16 protein-coding genes, 1 riboswitch and 1 other annotated feature are annotated in these 16,007 nt (G+C 41.3%); of the genes, 14 read left to right on the top strand and 2 right to left on the bottom strand.

Annotated features, from left to right (window positions below; translation table 11 throughout):
• Nucleotides 1–161 precede the first annotated feature (161 nt).
• From ADA55_RS04185 to ADA55_RS04170, 4 genes are all read left to right on the top strand, one after another.
• Nucleotides 162–395, top strand: a complete 234-nt coding sequence (locus tag ADA55_RS04185; protein WP_048679490.1) for a hypothetical protein — start codon at nt 162–164, stop codon at nt 393–395.
• Nucleotides 396–541: 146 nt separating this feature from the next.
• Nucleotides 542–1,030, top strand: coding sequence for a hypothetical protein (locus ADA55_RS04180; protein WP_048679487.1), 489 nt, complete (start codon nt 542–544; stop codon nt 1,028–1,030).
• Between the two features lie 338 nt (nt 1,031–1,368).
• Nucleotides 1,369–1,604: a binding site (T-box leader), on the top strand.
• A gap of 59 nt (nt 1,605–1,663) precedes the next feature.
• Nucleotides 1,664–3,013 carry an amino acid permease gene (locus ADA55_RS04175; protein ID WP_048679485.1) on the top strand — a complete coding sequence of 450 codons (1,350 nt, stop codon included), beginning with the start codon at nt 1,664–1,666 and terminating at the stop codon, nt 3,011–3,013.
• A 227-nt stretch (nt 3,014–3,240) separates the two neighbouring features.
• Nucleotides 3,241–3,897 carry a phosphatase PAP2 family protein gene (locus ADA55_RS04170; protein WP_048679482.1) on the top strand — a complete coding sequence of 219 codons (657 nt, stop codon included), beginning with the start codon at nt 3,241–3,243 and terminating at the stop codon, nt 3,895–3,897.
• A gap of 57 nt (nt 3,898–3,954) precedes the next feature.
• Here ADA55_RS04170 and ADA55_RS04165 read toward each other — a convergent pair whose 3' ends face one another.
• Complete coding sequence (locus ADA55_RS04165; RefSeq protein WP_048679479.1) at nt 3,955–5,343, bottom strand: L-cystine transporter; 1,389 nt, start codon at nt 5,341–5,343, stop codon at nt 3,955–3,957.
• A 295-nt stretch (nt 5,344–5,638) separates the two neighbouring features.
• Between ADA55_RS04165 and ADA55_RS04160 the strand changes: the two genes are divergently transcribed.
• The 9 genes from ADA55_RS04160 (at nt 5,639) to ADA55_RS29975 (ending at nt 14,225) form a co-directional block, all read left to right on the top strand.
• Nucleotides 5,639–6,148, top strand: a complete 510-nt coding sequence (locus tag ADA55_RS04160; protein ID WP_048679477.1) for a GNAT family N-acetyltransferase — start codon at nt 5,639–5,641, stop codon at nt 6,146–6,148.
• Between the two features lie 108 nt (nt 6,149–6,256).
• Nucleotides 6,257–6,444, top strand: a riboswitch (cobalamin riboswitch).
• Nucleotides 6,445–6,634: 190 nt separating this feature from the next.
• Nucleotides 6,635–7,708 (top strand): FecCD family ABC transporter permease, encoded by a 1,074-nt coding sequence (locus ADA55_RS04155; protein WP_048679542.1) that lies wholly within the window; start codon nt 6,635–6,637, stop codon nt 7,706–7,708.
• Nucleotides 7,705–8,472 (top strand): heme ABC transporter ATP-binding protein, encoded by a 768-nt coding sequence (locus ADA55_RS04150; RefSeq protein ID WP_048679474.1) that lies wholly within the window; start codon nt 7,705–7,707, stop codon nt 8,470–8,472. Before ADA55_RS04155 ends, ADA55_RS04150 begins: the two co-directional genes overlap by 4 nt.
• A gap of 26 nt (nt 8,473–8,498) precedes the next feature.
• A complete protein-coding gene (locus ADA55_RS04145; RefSeq protein WP_048679471.1) occupies nt 8,499–9,488 on the top strand; it encodes an ABC transporter substrate-binding protein in 990 nt (329 codons plus the stop codon).
• A gap of 174 nt (nt 9,489–9,662) precedes the next feature.
• Complete coding sequence (locus ADA55_RS04140) at nt 9,663–10,121, top strand: VOC family protein (RefSeq protein WP_034309555.1); 459 nt, start codon at nt 9,663–9,665, stop codon at nt 10,119–10,121.
• Between the two features lie 96 nt (nt 10,122–10,217).
• A complete protein-coding gene (locus tag ADA55_RS04135) occupies nt 10,218–11,822 on the top strand; it encodes an ATP-binding protein (RefSeq protein WP_048679467.1) in 1,605 nt (534 codons plus the stop codon).
• 2 nt (nt 11,823–11,824) lie between these two features.
• Entirely contained in the window at nt 11,825–12,529 is a 705-nt protein-coding gene (locus tag ADA55_RS04130) for a response regulator (protein ID WP_048679464.1), read from the top strand.
• 174 nt (nt 12,530–12,703) lie between these two features.
• Nucleotides 12,704–14,014 (top strand): CitMHS family transporter, encoded by a 1,311-nt coding sequence (locus ADA55_RS04125; RefSeq protein WP_048679459.1) that lies wholly within the window; start codon nt 12,704–12,706, stop codon nt 14,012–14,014.
• 64 nt (nt 14,015–14,078) lie between these two features.
• Nucleotides 14,079–14,225, top strand: a complete 147-nt coding sequence (locus ADA55_RS29975) for a hypothetical protein (RefSeq protein ID WP_170946924.1) — start codon at nt 14,079–14,081, stop codon at nt 14,223–14,225.
• 74 nt (nt 14,226–14,299) lie between these two features.
• On the opposite strand, the gene yyaC is transcribed toward ADA55_RS29975, so the two are convergent.
• Nucleotides 14,300–14,869 carry a spore protease YyaC gene (yyaC, locus tag ADA55_RS04120; protein WP_048679455.1) on the bottom strand — a complete coding sequence of 190 codons (570 nt, stop codon included), beginning with the start codon at nt 14,867–14,869 and terminating at the stop codon, nt 14,300–14,302.
• A gap of 224 nt (nt 14,870–15,093) precedes the next feature.
• Between yyaC and ADA55_RS04115 the strand changes: the two genes are divergently transcribed.
• Nucleotides 15,094–15,936: a pentapeptide repeat-containing protein gene (locus ADA55_RS04115; protein WP_048679451.1), complete on the top strand. Its 843-nt coding sequence runs from the start codon at nt 15,094–15,096 to the stop codon at nt 15,934–15,936.
• Nucleotides 15,937–16,007 lie beyond the last annotated feature (71 nt).

Below are 16,007 nucleotides of genomic sequence, written 5' to 3'. Positions count from 1 at the left end.
TAGAGTGGATTGATTTCAGACCATGTAATTGTATCATTGATGACAGAATTTGAAAAAATAGTTTTAAAATAGATTTGGTTTCGAGGTTAAATCTCACTTTTAAAAAATGGATGTAAATGATAGAATTAACACTTATTGTTAATTGGAGAGGGTGGTAATTCATGGACCAGGACACAAAAGTGATTCAAGAGTTGCAGCAATTGAAGCAAAAAGTCGGTCATCTTGAAGACTTATTGACGCAGCAACAGAATAAAAAGGAAAAAGCAGGACCATTTCGAATCTTCCTGGACGCAGTAGGCTCACTGCTATTTGGATTAATTGTTGTAGGACCGGTTATAGTGATTGTCGTTGGTGTTCTGATGGTGGCTGCATCATGGTTAGGGAAGGAATTTTAAACGTTTAGGAGATTATGAATATATTGATTTGATTAGGTGACCAGTGGGGATGGATAGGGAAAGGTTTTTTCTATATATTGTAATTTTATTTGCATCGAATGCATGATTTAAGTATTGCATCTTTTCTTAAAAGGGGGATTTTTAAAGTGAAAGTGGTGCTGCCTTTTGCAATAGCCATGATTGCACTTACAGGGTGTTCTGCAATAGCCGATAACGGAACCAGTGAATTGAAATGGTATAAAACCAAAGAAGAAACGATTAATCATGGCATTAAAGAAGAAAAGATAAAAAAAGAAGACATCATTGGAGAAGTTAGTGAAAACGGAGAAACATTTGTTATTTATAAGAAACAATTTGAAGAAGGCTTGGGAGTAGGGGTATCAAGCATTAGTGAGCAAGAAGGAAAGTTTGCTTGGTATGACCCTGATCAGGATGTTCTTGTTAAAAACGATAAAGTCAAAAAGTATTCTTCCGAAATCAGTTGGGGAACAACAACACAATCAGGAAAGGATTTTACAATTTACACTGGATTAAGTGATGATCAAAGTCCTATCGTTAAAACACGAACTAGTGAAGTAAGCCCTGCAATAGACAAGAAAAGTGGGATTTATTTCTATATAGAACCTGCTAAATAAGTCATAAGAACATTTGTAGAATTTACGAAACCACTGGTAAATTGAGGGTATCCATAAAGGGCACTCTTTGTCTTTAGGAAACCTTGCATATACGCTTCGGTTCTTCATTTTCATCTTATAAGACTATCTAACACTTGATTCTGCAGCCGCAGGATGTTCCTTAAGTGCTATTGAATTTGTATATTATTTGTCCGCCAGTATCCTCTAATTGGGTCAAGTGCTTTCACGATTTCCCCTAATTTGTTTCTTTGAAAATATTATCCTAAGAAAGTTATTGACAAATTTACCTTGAGTCCGTATAGTATGGGATATTATTAAAAATATTCAGATATAATTTTTCAAACGCAATGAACAGGAGTAGTAAAAGCTCATTATTCGGTGAAGAGAGCTGCGGGTTGGTGCAACGCAGTCCAATGATACTTTGAACTTGCCTGGGAGTGGTAAAGCGAAAGATAGGAATGATTCCATTCTTTTGTTTTAACGATTAACCTTCGTTACAAGGTTTTAAAGCTGGGCTCTTTAAAGAGCCAATAAGAGTGGTACCGCGGTAAGCTTAAGGCATATCGTCTCTTTCTTCATTTGATTATGAAGGAAGAGACGATATGCTTTTTTTGATTTTTGGGAGGTAAGGATATGGAAACGGACAAACGGAATTTACAGAGGACAATGACTTCAAGGCATATTACGATGATGGCATTAGGCGGTGCCATAGGGGCAGGTTTATTTAAAGGAAGCAGTTCAGCCATCGATATGGCAGGCCCTTCCGTAATCATTGCGTACTTGATAGGTGGAATCATCCTATTATTCATCATGCAAGGTTTAGCTGAAATGGCGGTCCGCAATAGCGGTGCACGAACATTCAGGGATTTGGTCCAATCGATCTTAGGAAAGTATCCTGCCTATTTCCTGGATTGGATTTATTGGAAAATGTGGGTGTTGAATATAGCGGCCGAATCAGTGGTTGCGGCGATTTTCCTTCAATATTGGCTGCCCGGATATCCAATCTGGATATTGGCATTAGCTGTTTCGGTTTTGGTTACTGCGGTTAACTTGCTGTCAGTAAAGGTTTTTGCTGAAACGGAGTACTGGCTTGCTTTAATTAAGATTACGGTCATCATTGTGTTCATCATGGCTGGATTATTGTTGCTGCTCGTTACTTTTGGTGATCATACCGCGGTCGGTTTTTCTAACTTGACCGAACATGGCGGTTTCTTTCCGAATGGATCGACAGGTTTGATCACGGCGATGCTGGTGGTAATCTATTCATATGGCGGTACGGAAATCATCGGGGTCACATTAGCTGAAACGAAAAATCCTGAAAAGGTGGTTCCAAAGGCCGTTCGCAGCACATTGGTCAGGATCATTTCTTTCTATATCATTCCTTTTTTCATCATCGTTAGCTTAATTCCTTGGAACGAAGTAAACGGGGTGAAGGAAAGTCCATTTGTAATGGTCTTTCAAATGATCGGGATTCCAGGTGCCGACCATATCATGAATGCCGTTGTTCTATTAGCGATCATATCATCGATGAACTCCGGGTTGTATGGTTCATCCCGCGTTCTGTATACACAAGCCGTGGATGGTCGCGTTCCGAAAATCTTTTCCCGTTTATCCAAGAAGAAAGTACCTGTTCCCGCAATATTGATGTGTACTTCCGCTTTATATGGCGGTGTATTGATTTCCTTATTCGCTGGAAGCAAGACCTTCGATTTCCTAATGGGTTCGCTTGGATATACCGTATTATTCATCTGGTTGATCATTGCTTTCGCCCATTTGAAATCACGTAAACAACAGTCCGGAAAAACAAGTGCCTATTCGGTAAAATGGTTCCCGTATACGACTTGGGCTGCGATCATCGCTTTAATAACGATCCTGATCGGAATCATTTTCACGACATCCATAGTCGTTACGATCATTACACTTTGCATCTACATCTTCATTTCCTTAACGTATATATGGAAAAAACGCCATAACAAAATCTAGAGATGGCGGAGTGATCACTTTTGCCTTCCCGCATATAAGTTTCATATTGAGCCGTGGTATATGCCATGGCTTTCGTTATGTATTCTTAGTCGGATGAAAAGTAAGAGATATCCATTTTACTAGTTCATGGGAATCATTAACTTTAGCGATTAACGAGTTAATCTAGTGAAAAATGTAGTATAATAATCTTTGGAAAAAAACCAATATATTGAAAGCCGGAGCGAGCTATGAAAAACAATTCCATACTATCCTTTCACCCGTTATATTATTTATTACTTTTGATGATTACTAGTTCCATCTATTCAATCATCAATCAATCTTCAGGTCATGCTGTCGATGTTACGACTATAATAGATGGGGAGATTCCCTTTATTAAAGAATTTGCCGTTCCTTATTTACTTTGGTATCCGTATATTTATGGATTGCTGATTTACTATTGCTTCGTTGACCGAAAGCGCTATTTCGTCGGATTAGGCAGTTTGATATCGGGGAAACTTCTCTGTTTTCTTGTATATTGCCTTTGGCAAACGACAGTTCCGCGTCCAGAAGTCGTGGGCAACGATATCTTTGCCCAGTTAATGCTGTTCATCTATAGTCATGATCAACCTGTCAACTGCCTCCCCAGCATACATGTACTGACCACATTCATCATGATGATTGTCGCCCATAAGCGGAAAGAAGAGCACAAATGGGAGTATGCCAGTGTCACTGCATTCGGAACACTGATCATCCTTTCCACGCTATTTACGAAACAGCATGCTGTATTGGATGTACTCGCAGGAATCCTCCTTGCATGCGGGGTATATGCAGCCGTCCAGTATACGTTCCATGCGCTACCTGGTTTTCAGGCCAATCATTACGCAGCGAGGCAAATTAAAAAGTGACCACATATAAAAAAAGCATCGAACCTCCCATGGCAGGAAGTCCGATGCTTTTTTCTTTTACATTTCAGCTTCAATTTTCAAAGATGATTCTTCGCTGAACTGTTCTTTATCCAGGTCGCCCGTTATTTTACTAGTCAGAATACCGGAAGTCATGCTTCCGCTGACATTCACGGCCGTTCTTCCCATATCGATCAATGGCTCGACGGAAATCAACAGGCCGGCCAAAGCGATTGGCAGGTTCATTGCAGATAATACAAGGATGGCAGCGAATGTTGCTCCTCCGCCTACACCTGCAACCCCGAAAGAACTAATGGCCACGATGGCAATCAACATGGCGATAAAGGAAGGATCTAGCGGGTTGATCCCAACCGTTGGAGCGATCATGACCGCTAACATGGCCGGATAGATTCCGGCACAGCCGTTTTGACCGATCGACAAGCCGAAGGATCCGGCAAAGTTGGCAATACCTTCGGACACCCCTAGTTGTTTCTGTGTTTGGATGTTCAATGGCAGAGCGCCAGCACTTGTTCTTGAAGTGAAGGCAAACGATAATACTGGGAAAGCTTTTCTCAAATATACGATTGGATTCAATCCTGCAAGCATCAGCAATAGCAAATGGATAAGGAACATGACAATCAGGGCCACATATGAGGCACCTACGAATTTCCCTAATTTCAGGATGGCATCCAAATCACTCGTAGCTACCGTCTTCGTCATGATCGCTAAGATCCCGTAAGGTGTTAAACGCAGGATTAATGTTACTACGCGCATGATGATGCTGTGCAATGTATCTACTATTTTAGCAAAAAATTCAGCGTGTTCAGGCTGTTTCCTTTTGACTCCTAAATAGGCAATCCCAAGAAATGCAGCAAAAATTACAACGGAAATGGTTGATGTCGGGCGTGCTCCCGTTAAATCAAGGAACGGATTGGACGGAATCAATTCAAGAATTTGCTGTGGCATCGTTTTATCCTGAATCGTACCGTATGTTTCCGATATTTGATCCCCGCGGCTTAACTCCGCTTCCCCTTGTTCAATTTGAACGGCTTCCAAATTGAACACAGTTGCCGAGGTGATCCCGACAGCTGCTGCAATCGCAGTCGTTCCAAGCAGGATTCCGATGATCAGGACACTGATCTTTCCAATGTTGCTAGTCAGTTTCAATCTTGTGAATGCGGATAAGATTGAAATGAAGACAAGCGGCATGACGATCATTTGCAGGAACTTGACATAGCCGGAACCTACAATGTTAAACCAATCGACCGATTTAACGATCGCATCTGACTGAGGTTCATAGAAATACTGCAAAAGAAGTCCGAATACAATTCCTAAACCAAGTCCAGTAAAGACCCTTTTTGTAAAGGAAATATGCTTCTTATTCATGTAAAATAAAACGCCTAAAAGAACGAGCATTATGGCAAGATTTAAAAACACATAACCAATCATATATATTCCTCCTAATTCCGATTAACCAAATGAGAATAATGAATATCTGAAGCCTATGATACATCATCCGTTGATTTTTTACCAGAAGAAAATAATTTATTTTTGACTTTTCAAGTAATTCATGTATTTATCTTTATTCAGGAACTGGATTTGAGGGAACAATAAAGGGATACTAGATCAAGCTAGGGTATAAATCTTCATCTATCTATTTATCAGGAAGGATAAGCCCTTTGTTTTCTTGAATGATAGATTAGGCAGCAGATGCTTAGCGTTTTTTTGAAAGGGTGGAAGAATGATGGATATATACATTGACAGGCTTAATGAACGGGATGCACAAGCGTTATTTGCATTTGAATGCAATAATAGAAGGTTTTTCGAGCAAACGGTCCCAGGCCGGGGTGATGATTATTATCGCTTTGGAACGTTTGGAATCAGGCATAAGGAATTATTAAAAGAACAAGAAGAGGCCATCTCCTCTTTTTATTTGATTAAGGATGGTTCAGGTATAATCGTCGGCAGGATTAATCTTGTGGATATCGACCCCATCAAGGGTACGGCACATGTCGGTTATAGAATCGGTGAAGCGTTTACGCAAAAAGGGATTGCGAATGAAGCTTTAAAGCTATTGGTGAAACTGGCCCCGGATTTGAATGTGACGCAAATACATGCCAAAACGGCAAGCGACAATATCGCCTCCCAAAAGGTTTTGGTGAAAAACGGTTTTGAACGGATTTCGATTAATGAGGAAATTAGTGAAGATTCGGGTCAAAAGCTAACATTCTTCCATTATAGGAGGAACATTTAAATCCATTTTCTTCTATATAATAGAACGCATTCCATTTTTTTAATTGTGAAAAGAGGGGGAGTATACTATACTAACGTTGTATTTAATGTTTGGAAAATTTTGCGAAGTTCATATATTTGCCGCTGGGTGCCTTTGTGTGAACAAAGGGTAACAGGGAATCGGGTGCAAATCCCGAGTGGTCGCGCCACTGTAACCAAGGAGTTTTCTTTCAGGATGTCACTTGACCGTCAGTCAGGGAAGACGAAAGGAAATGTTGATCTGGAAGCCAGGAGACCTACCTAGTAGGCATCACCGATTTTTCCTTCGCTGAGAGGAGAGGTGTTCGAGAGTAAGAAAAGGCGGACTTAGGTCCTTCCTTATTTTTTTGCCTATACTCGTAACTCCATTCTTTGTTAAAAGGATTGGAGTTTTTTTGTGTTTTTTTTGAAGGAGGAATCATCATTGGAAGAGTCATTGGTTAGAAGCTCATTGAAAGAGAATGAGGATATGCTTGACCATTTTGAGAGAAATGCCAAGCGCAGGTTTCGTTTCCTGCTATTTTTCTTGCTTTGCATCCTTTTATTATCGATTACATTCGCTGTTACCCTTGGGCCAGTTAAGATGTCAGCAATGACGGTTTGGAAGATCGCCTTAGGGCATCTGCCTTTTATCGGTGATTCCCTGGAAGGGAATGGGAGTATCGCACAAGAGCGGATCATTTGGGATATCCGTCTGCCCCGTGTATTGCTCGGTGCGGTGGTAGGTGCGGGGTTATCCGTAGTGGGTGTCGTCATCCAGGCCTTGGTGCGCAATTCACTCGCAGATCCGTATATCCTGGGCATTTCATCTGGTTCTTCCGTTGCGGCAACCCTTGTCATTCTCTTTGGGGCGCTGCCTATATTCGGTCAATATGCGTTGTCATTCGGTGCCTTCCTGGGGGCCATGGCTGCGATGCTTTCCGTTTATTTATTGGCTCAAGTGGGAGGGAGAATCCAAACGACAAGGCTGTTATTGGCGGGTGTAGCCATTTCGATGATCATGTCTGCCGTCACTAATTTCATTGTCACACTCGCACCAAAAGATTCCGGCATCCGTGAAGCGATGTTTTGGATGATGGGCAGCTTAGCGGGTGCAAAATGGGAATACATACCGATTCCAGCGGTTGTAGTGCTTGGGGTTTCCTTGTTCCTTATCGTCCAATCCCGCTCCCTCAATATCTTATTGATGGGCGAAGAGGTCGCCGCGACGCTCGGGGTCAATATGGAAGCCTTCCGTAAAGTTCTGATCATCATGACTTCCCTTGTTACGGGGACTGTTGTTGCTGTAAGCGGCTCGATTGGGTTCATCGGTCTGGTCGTACCGCATTTGGCCCGGCTATTGGTCGGGACAGACCATAAACGTGTTCTATCATGCAGCATATTGATTGGCATGATTCTCGTCATTTGGTCAGATGTATGTGCCCGGCTGGTCCTGGCACCTCAAGAACTTCCGATTGGCGTTGTCACCGCACTTTGCGGAGGGCCATTCTTCATTTGGCTTTTGCGGCGAAGTTCATATTCATTTGGAGGTGGGGGAAAGTGAAATTAGCCATTGAAGAAGTGTCCTATTCAATTCTGGACACACCTATCATTGAGGATATATCCCTGCATATAAAAACTGGCCAGTTCGTTGGGCTGATCGGCCCGAATGGGAGCGGGAAATCCACTTTATTAAAAAATGCTTCCCGGATATTGGAGCCGCATACGGGATCTGTTCACCTCGACGGCCGAGACCTTTACCGGCTTACACAGAAACAAACAGCCCGGGAAATGGCGGTTGTCAGCCAGGAAACATCCCTGACCTTTGACTTTAGTGTACAAGAGATGGTTTGGATGGGACGCCACCCCCATAAGCGGTTATTTCAGGGAGATACGGAGAAAGATAGACGAATCGTCAATCATGCATTAGCTCGCGTCGAAATGAATGGATTTGAAGAAAGGAGTTTCATGAGCTTGTCGGGTGGGGAGAAACAACGTGTCCTTATAGCGCGTGCCCTTGCCCAGGAGGCGAACATCATCATCCTGGATGAACCAACGAATCATTTGGACATCAGGCATCAGCTCCAATTGCTGGACCTTGTAAAAAAGCTGGACGTTACTGTCTTGACTGCCCTGCATGATATAAATTTGGCAGCCATGTATTGTGATTATATATATGTCATCCAAAATGGCCAAGTGATCACATCCGGAACACCAGAAGCTGTCTTGACGACAACAATGATAAGGAACGTGTTCGGCGTGGAAACGGAAATCGGCATACACCCGGTCACGGAAAAGACGCATATCACCTTTTTAGCACATATATAAAAAACAATGGATTCGAGGGGAAATATATGACTGGTTACCGAAAGATTTTGTTAAGCATCAGTTTATTGGCAATGATGATATTGGCCGCTTGCAATAACTCCGAGGAAGCTTCAAAGGACGGAGGCAAACCGAGTGAAAAAGGTGGAAAAGAAACGGTGGTCATCACGAATCTGGATCATGAATCCACCTATGCAGAGGCCCCGAAACGTGCGGTTTCGCTAAATCAGCATGCGACGGAAATCATGCTTGCATTGGGGTTGCAGGATTCAATGGCAGGTACGGCTTATTTGGATGACGAAATTTTGCCAAAGTATAAAGAGGCCTATGAAACGGTGCCTGTGCTTTCCAAGGAATACCCATCAAAAGAAGTTTTCTTTGAAGCAGAGCCGGATTTTGCATATGCAGGCTGGAAAAGCGCCTTTACGGAACAAACATTAGGAACCGTCCAAGAGCTGAAAGAAGCCGGAATCAATACATATATCCATGAGTCTTCCAATACGTCAACACCGACTATGGAAGATGTGTATAAAGATATTGAGAATATTGGCCGCATCTTTCAAGTGGAAGAAAAAGCAGCGGAAGTCATCGGAGAGATGCAACAGGATATAAAAGAAACTACAGCAAAAATCGAAACGGCAGGCAAACCCAAAAACGTTTTCGTATATGACAGCGGTGAAGAAGTACCGAGAACGGCAGCGAAAAATAATTACATGACAGGGATCATTTCCATGGCTGGCGGCCAGAACATTTTTGGCGATACGGAAGGGGGATGGCCTGAGGTCAGCTGGGAAGAAGTCGTCGATCGGAATCCGGATGTCATTGCCATCATTGATTACGGCGACATCCCCATAAAGCAAAAAGAAACATTCTTATTAAATAAAAGTGAACTGGCGGATGTACCGGCCATTCGAAATAAAGCAATCATCGTGCTTCCTCTTTCAGCGGGCGCGGAAGGGATTCGTGCACCCATAGCCTTACGGAATGTAGCGGAAGGACTATATCCCGATAAGTTTTAAAAACCGACCAGGCGGATAATGAACAAAAGACCCGAATAATCGATATGAATGAAACATGTCCTTGTTCGGGTCTTCCTATATCAATTAGAAGGATAATAGGATTGGTATCCTGAATAATTTGTATGGCAGATCATAATTCGTAAAAATAAGGTTATAGGAGAAGGAGAATCTAATATGATAGAAGGTTTATATGAAGCCCATTTACCAGTCAAGAACCTGGACATCTCTATGGATTTTTATAAGAAAATAGGCTTGAAACTAGCTTGGAGGGATGAAGATACTGCCTTCTTTTGGATCGAGGAAAACAAAAGCTGGGTCGGCTTATGGGAAGGGAAGGAATATCAAACTCCATACCACCCTTCACTAAGGCATATCGCCTTTCGGGTAACTTATGATAATATGAAAAATGCATTAACTTGGCTCAAATCCTTGCAAATAGAAGTCGTCCCTTTTGGAAAAAGGACAACGATTGAACCATTTGTGCGTCCGAACCAAGGAAACGCTTCCGTCTATTTCAATGATCCCGATGGCAATAGTCTCGAACTTATGTGTTCGATAAAAGTCCCTGATGCATATAAGCATATGACCGAAAAACTTTCGCTTGAAGAATGGGAAGAACTATTAACCAGGTGAACTTTGTAAAGGGAAATTTCCCCGCCCAGTCTCAATCATTAATTTTTTATAGAAGTATGAGCAATCAATATGGAAAGGCTTAGGGTATAAATGTAGATGTTTAAAATTAGAGTGAACTTATTAACTCAAATGACATTGCTTATCATATTCGTTGTTTTCATCAGTACCTTACTTGTGAGCATTCTATTCTCTACACTGCTGGAAGACATCGTCGAAAACCATATGGGTAAGCAAGCAATGACGGTTGCCAAATTAGCGGCTCAAAATCCAACGATCATCCAGGGATTTAACGATGAACAGCCCTCAAAGGTGATTCAACCCGCATCAGAACTGATTCGTCAAACAACAGGGGCCGATTATGTAACCATTGCGAATCATAAAGGACTGCGATACTCTCATCCCAATCCAGAATATATCGGAAAGCCCACGGCTACTAGTAATGATGCAGTACTCAATGAACACAAAGCAATTATTTATCAAGGAAATGGGATATCGGGACCAGCGATTAAAGCTAAGGCGCCTATCTGGAATGATAAAGGGGAAGTTATCGGTGTTTCATCTGTAGGGTTTTTGGTAGAGAATGTGCAAGATCAGCTATCCAATTATAAAATGAAGATTATTCATTTGTCACTAATCCCAATCAGTGTAGGTATCGTGTGGGCAATATTTATAGCGCGACGCTTAAAAAAGCTCATTTTAGGTCTGGAGCCTGAGGAAATTTCTTTTCTTTTTCAAGAAAGGGAAGCGACACTTGATGCCATCCGATATGCTACCATTACGATTAATATTGAAAAACAGGTTACTTCCATGAATAAAAGAGCACGTGAATTGTTTCATGATCATCAGCTTATGGTGGGAAAGCGGATTGTAAATGGACATTTAGAAAAACTCATCAAAATCGTAATCAGCACAAAAGAGGGACAGTTCAATCGTAAGTTACTCTTAGGCCAACAGCTATACATTTTGGATTTATCCCCTATCTTAAATCATAAGGACGTCAGGGGCATCGTTTTAACAATAAGGACAGTATCCGAAATTGAACAATTAACAGATGAATTTTCAGAAATCAAGGCCTTTTCAGAAAATATGCGGGCACAAAATCATGAGTTTTTAAATAAATTAAATACCATTTATGGATTACTTAGTTTAAAACAGTATGATAGGGCAATGAACATCATCTCTTCTGAAGTGAGAGAGAGGCAAGATATCATTTCGTTTCTTATGTCATCGGTAAAAGATCCTTTAATCGCCGCCTGTTTACTTGGAAAGATAAACCGTTCAAAAGAATTGCAGGTTTTCTTGGAAATCGAGCAGGAAAGCAATTTAAACAGTTCATTAAAACCTGAGGATTCCCATCACTTGGTTTCCGTTATTGGTAATATCATCGATAATGCGATGGAGGCAGCAAGGCAAAAGAACAAAAATAAGGGAAAGGTCAAAGTTTCGTTTACGGATTTAGGAAACGAAATTATATTTGATATCGAGGATAACGGTCCTGGTATCCCTCATGCAATGGAGGATATTATTTTTACAGATGGTTATACGACTAAAAATGGGGAAAATCATGGGATCGGTTTGGCCATTGTGAAAAACTCCATTGGTCTTTTAAGCGGTGAGATTTATATTGATCGCAGTTATTTGGGGGGAGCAAGATTTACACTCGTCTTCCCGAAGGATATAAAAGGAGAAAAGGAGGCGTGAGAATGTCCAAAGGACCGATTACAGTTGTCATTGTTGAAGATGACGAGAATGCGGTGAATATATATAAACAATTTACGAATCAACTAGATCAATTTACTGTCATTGCTACAGCCAGCACAGGCAAGCAAGCGCTGAATATCCTGCATGCCGCACAACCGGACTTAATTTTATTGGATATCTATTTACCTGATATGAATGGAATTGACCTTCTTCGGGAAATTAGGAGGGAATACAGGGGGATTGATGTAATTCTGATCACCGCCGCGAATGATACCGAAACAGTCAGTGAAGCGATTAGGGGAGGGGCTTTTGGTTACCTTATAAAACCGATCATTATCGATAAGCTTCTTGCGACGCTCAACCAATACGACATGACGAGACGGCAGCTGCATAATAGCAATTTAGTAAATCAAGATAAAGTGGATACTCTTTTTCGGACCATAAGTAATTCAAATACAGCAAATGATGTCCAAATAAATTCTCTTCCCAAAGGAATTGACAAACATACCCTGAAAATGGTCAGAAGCAAGATTCAAAACGTCAATGGCAGTTTAAACGCGGATGAACTAGGTCAACTTGTTGGAATTAGTTATTCAACCATGCGCAGATACCTGGAGTATTTAGTTTCCTGTAATGAAATGGAGGTTGAGGTTTTATATGGAAGTGTCGGAAGGCCCGAAAGAAAATATAAAATAAAACACATGTAAATCCCAGTTGATGAAATTCGTTTTCATCAATGGGGTTTTTTCTTTTTTTAGGCGTGAAAAAAATGAAAAAAACTCTTATTACTTTCTTTATATGTGATTAAGGCTTAATGGATGATAGTCTCTAAAGAAAGCGCTATCAAAACAAGATGGTGATAAACAGAAGGGGGCTTGAAGATGTTATCCATTTTAGGATTTTCGATGATTGCAGTATTCATGTATTTAATTATGTCGAAGCGACTATCGGCACTAGTGGCCATTATGCTCGTTCCCATCATATTTGGAGTGATTGGAGGATTTTTTACAGAGCTGGGACCCATGATGCAGGAGGGTGTTGAAGGGATAGCTTCAACTGCCATAATGATTTTGTTTGCGATTTTATATTTTGGAATAATGATAGATTCCGGCTTATTTGATCCGCTTATTTCTAAAATATTGAAAATAGTAAAAGGAGATCCTTTAAAAATAGTTGTAGGAACCGCTATTCTCTCAATGACCGTCGCATTGGATGGGGACGGGACAACTACTTACATCATTACTGTCTCAGCGCTTTTACCCCTTTATAAGCGTCTGGGCATGAACAAAATCATATTAGCCACTGTTGCGATGTTATCCATGGGTGTAATGAATATGACACCGTGGGGGGGAGCTTCCGCTATGGCGATGGCATCGTTGAACCTTGACGCATCGGAGTTGTTCTTGCCTATGATTCCTGTCATGGGATTTGGCCTAATTTGGGTTCTTGTCGTGGCTTTTATATTGGGAAAAGGGGAACGAAAGAGATTGGGCGTAGTGGAGATCCAGCATGATCACAGAAATGAAGGGAACTCGGCGGCCAATTCCGAGTTAGCGGCAACAACGGTTTCCCGTGATTATCGCAGGCCGAAATTAGTCTGGTTCAACTTCATTTTAACGATTGTGCTGATGGCATCATTAATCATTGATTTTATGTCTTTGACCATTTTATTCATGATTGCTTTTGCCATCGCGTTATTGGTCAATTATCCTGATTTGAAAGATCAGCAGGATAGAATCGCCGTTCATTCGAAAAATGCATTGGCCGTCGTTTCTATTGTCATTGCAGCCGGGATTTTTACCGGCATCATGTCTGGAACGAAAATGATTGATGCAATGGCCCTTACGTTGGTCTCATTAATCCCGGAATCTTTCGGACCATTTTTACCGGTTATAGTTGCGTATGCCAGTGCCCCTTTTACTTTCTTTATGTCAAATAATGCTTTCTATTTTGGCGTACTTCCGATTATCGCACAAGCCGCTGATGCTTATGGAATTAGCGCGGCAGAAATAGGGCGCGCCTCATTAATAGGGCAGCCAATACACGTATTGAGTCCTTTGGTAGCTGCAGCACATTTGCTAATAGGTTTAGTTGGCACTGACTTCGGTGATTTACAGCGGTTTGCCGTGAAATGGGCATTAGGGACTGTCACGGTCATGACAATAGCGGCGATAATCTTGGGAGTCATTTAGTAAAAGGAATGGTTACTCTATCGTGCAGATCGGCAAATCGATATTTTATAATGGAGGATTTTCAATGTGGATCATCACACTCTATAAAAGCAGGGATATTGTAATGTATGAATTTGAAACAGAACAAGCAGCAAGGGACGTTTTCTGTAATATTCAGGGCAATAAGATACTTTCAGAAGTTATTTACTTTAATGACCCAGGTTTAGCATGATGATAGCAATGTCCTTCAAGACTATGCTAACATTGTTTACCCCGAAAAGCTTAGGCTTTATTGGGGTTTTCCCATTATTTTAAACTTTTAACAATGATTCTTGTAGTAATCTTCGCCAGATTCATGACAGTATCCAGTCTTGTTTCATTTAGAGACTGTTTGGGCAAAAGGGGATCTAAATAATTTACGACGGCCTTTAGGTGATAATCACCCAATTCAGGTAAGGATCTTTTCATCGCTTCACCAGGGCTAAAGGGACCTTTTGTCAGAATAATAGAACCGATTTGATGATAACCGCCTAAACAAGCATCGATACCAAAAATAAAGGGATTTTTAAATTGCTTTTTTATTTCTTTCAAAACACTTTTCAAATTAAGGGCGTGTACAGGTTCTGCGAGTGTTCCGAAGACATGATGAGGGATTTGGTTTTCTCTTAGCATCGTCCCTACTAAAGGCCCGAATGAATCTCCTGTGGACCGATCTGAGCCAATGCATAAAAAGATGATCTCTTTGGACGTTGACCGAAGAACTCCTGCGATCCGAAAAGACATTTCGTCCATTTCTCCCTCTGTATCCAACGTATAGTTGCAATCCTGCATTTCTTTTTTTGTCTCCCCATTTTTCCTGCCACCAAAAGGATACATGCCTACACCCCCTAGAGTACCGTGATCTTGAATAAAGTATAACATGATTATGGAAATCACTTGCTCCCCTCTAATGATTAATTTCAGATTTCTTGTTTATTTGTATTTTGTTAATATATAGATTAATTGGGTTTTTTGATAAAATGAAAACAAGAAAATATACTGTATGAAACTTTTGATTTTAAAAAAGGCAGAGCCAGTGTTTTATAGAAGGAAGTGTAAGAATGCAATTAACGAATAACGATAGTATCCATAATCAATTACGTGCAGACTGTGAGAATTGTTTTGGTTTGTGCTGTGTAGCCCTGCCTTATGCAAAGTCTGCTGATTTTGCATTTGATAAAGATGGAGGTACACCATGTTCAAACCTTCAATCCGATTATCGTTGCGGCATCCATGAAAATCTCAGAGCAAAAGGGTATAAAGGCTGCACGGTATATGAATGCTTCGGTGCCGGTCAAAAGGTATCCCAGCTCACCTATGATGGAAACGATTGGAGGGGCAACCCAGAATCAGCAAAGGAAATGTTCGAAGTTTTTCCAATTATGCAACAACTGCATGAAATGCTTTGCTACTTAAATGAAGCACTTAATTTAGAAGATGCCCAACCTCTTCACCGGGAATTGCAGGCCGCTTTTGAAGACACGGAATATCTCACTAAACAAAGTCCAAAGTCTATCATGAACCTGAATGTACCAGCTCATAGAACGATCGTTAACGATTTACTCCTGCGCACAAGTGAAATGGTACGTGCAAAGGTTTCATTTAAGAAAAATAAGAAAAAGCCGAACAAAATAGGCAGGGGAAGTGACCTGATCGGTGCAAAGTTGAGAGGTGCTGACCTTAGGGGAGCGAACTTAAGAGGGGCTTTGCTTATTGCATCCGACCTCAGGGAAGCCGACATGAGAGTGACGGACCTGATCGGTGCAGACTTTAGGGACGCCGATTTAAGAGGTGCCGATCTTACCGGAAGTTTCTTCATCACACAAGCACAGATTAACTCGGCTAAAGGCGACACGAAGACAAAATTACCGCACTCATTAAGCATTCCCGATCATTGGAGGTAGAAGGATGTTTCATTCATGAGTAAAGCGCGAAACTCACGAGTAAAAGTGCCAAACTCACGAGTAAAAGTGCC

The organism is Bacillus sp. 220_BSPC (genome assembly GCF_001054655.1).
Classification (GTDB): Bacteria; Bacillota; Bacilli; order Bacillales; family DSM-1321; genus Peribacillus; species Peribacillus frigoritolerans.
The sequence above is the reverse complement of the archived record's forward strand: the minus strand, read 5'-3'. Positions and strand labels throughout refer to the sequence as shown.

Coding starts and splice junctions, on each gene's coding strand:
- ADA55_RS04185 (WP_048679490.1), top strand. CDS start 162: ATGGACCAGGACACAAAAGTGATTCAAGAGTTGCAGCAATTGAAGCAA.
- ADA55_RS04175 (WP_048679485.1), top strand. CDS start 1,664: ATGGAAACGGACAAACGGAATTTACAGAGGACAATGACTTCAAGGCAT.
- ADA55_RS04170 (WP_048679482.1), top strand. CDS start 3,241: ATGAAAAACAATTCCATACTATCCTTTCACCCGTTATATTATTTATTA.
- ADA55_RS04165 (WP_048679479.1), bottom strand. CDS start 5,343: ATGATTGGTTATGTGTTTTTAAATCTTGCCATAATGCTCGTTCTTTTA.
- ADA55_RS04160 (WP_048679477.1), top strand. CDS start 5,639: ATGGATATATACATTGACAGGCTTAATGAACGGGATGCACAAGCGTTA.
- ADA55_RS04155 (WP_048679542.1), top strand. CDS start 6,635: ATGCTTGACCATTTTGAGAGAAATGCCAAGCGCAGGTTTCGTTTCCTG.
- ADA55_RS04145 (WP_048679471.1), top strand. CDS start 8,499: ATGACTGGTTACCGAAAGATTTTGTTAAGCATCAGTTTATTGGCAATG.
- ADA55_RS04140 (WP_034309555.1), top strand. CDS start 9,663: ATGATAGAAGGTTTATATGAAGCCCATTTACCAGTCAAGAACCTGGAC.
- ADA55_RS04135 (WP_048679467.1), top strand. CDS start 10,218: ATGTTTAAAATTAGAGTGAACTTATTAACTCAAATGACATTGCTTATC.
- ADA55_RS04130 (WP_048679464.1), top strand. CDS start 11,825: ATGTCCAAAGGACCGATTACAGTTGTCATTGTTGAAGATGACGAGAAT.
- ADA55_RS04125 (WP_048679459.1), top strand. CDS start 12,704: ATGTTATCCATTTTAGGATTTTCGATGATTGCAGTATTCATGTATTTA.
- ADA55_RS29975 (WP_170946924.1), top strand. CDS start 14,079: ATGTGGATCATCACACTCTATAAAAGCAGGGATATTGTAATGTATGAA.
- yyaC (WP_048679455.1), bottom strand. CDS start 14,869: ATGTATCCTTTTGGTGGCAGGAAAAATGGGGAGACAAAAAAAGAAATG.
- ADA55_RS04115 (WP_048679451.1), top strand. CDS start 15,094: ATGCAATTAACGAATAACGATAGTATCCATAATCAATTACGTGCAGAC.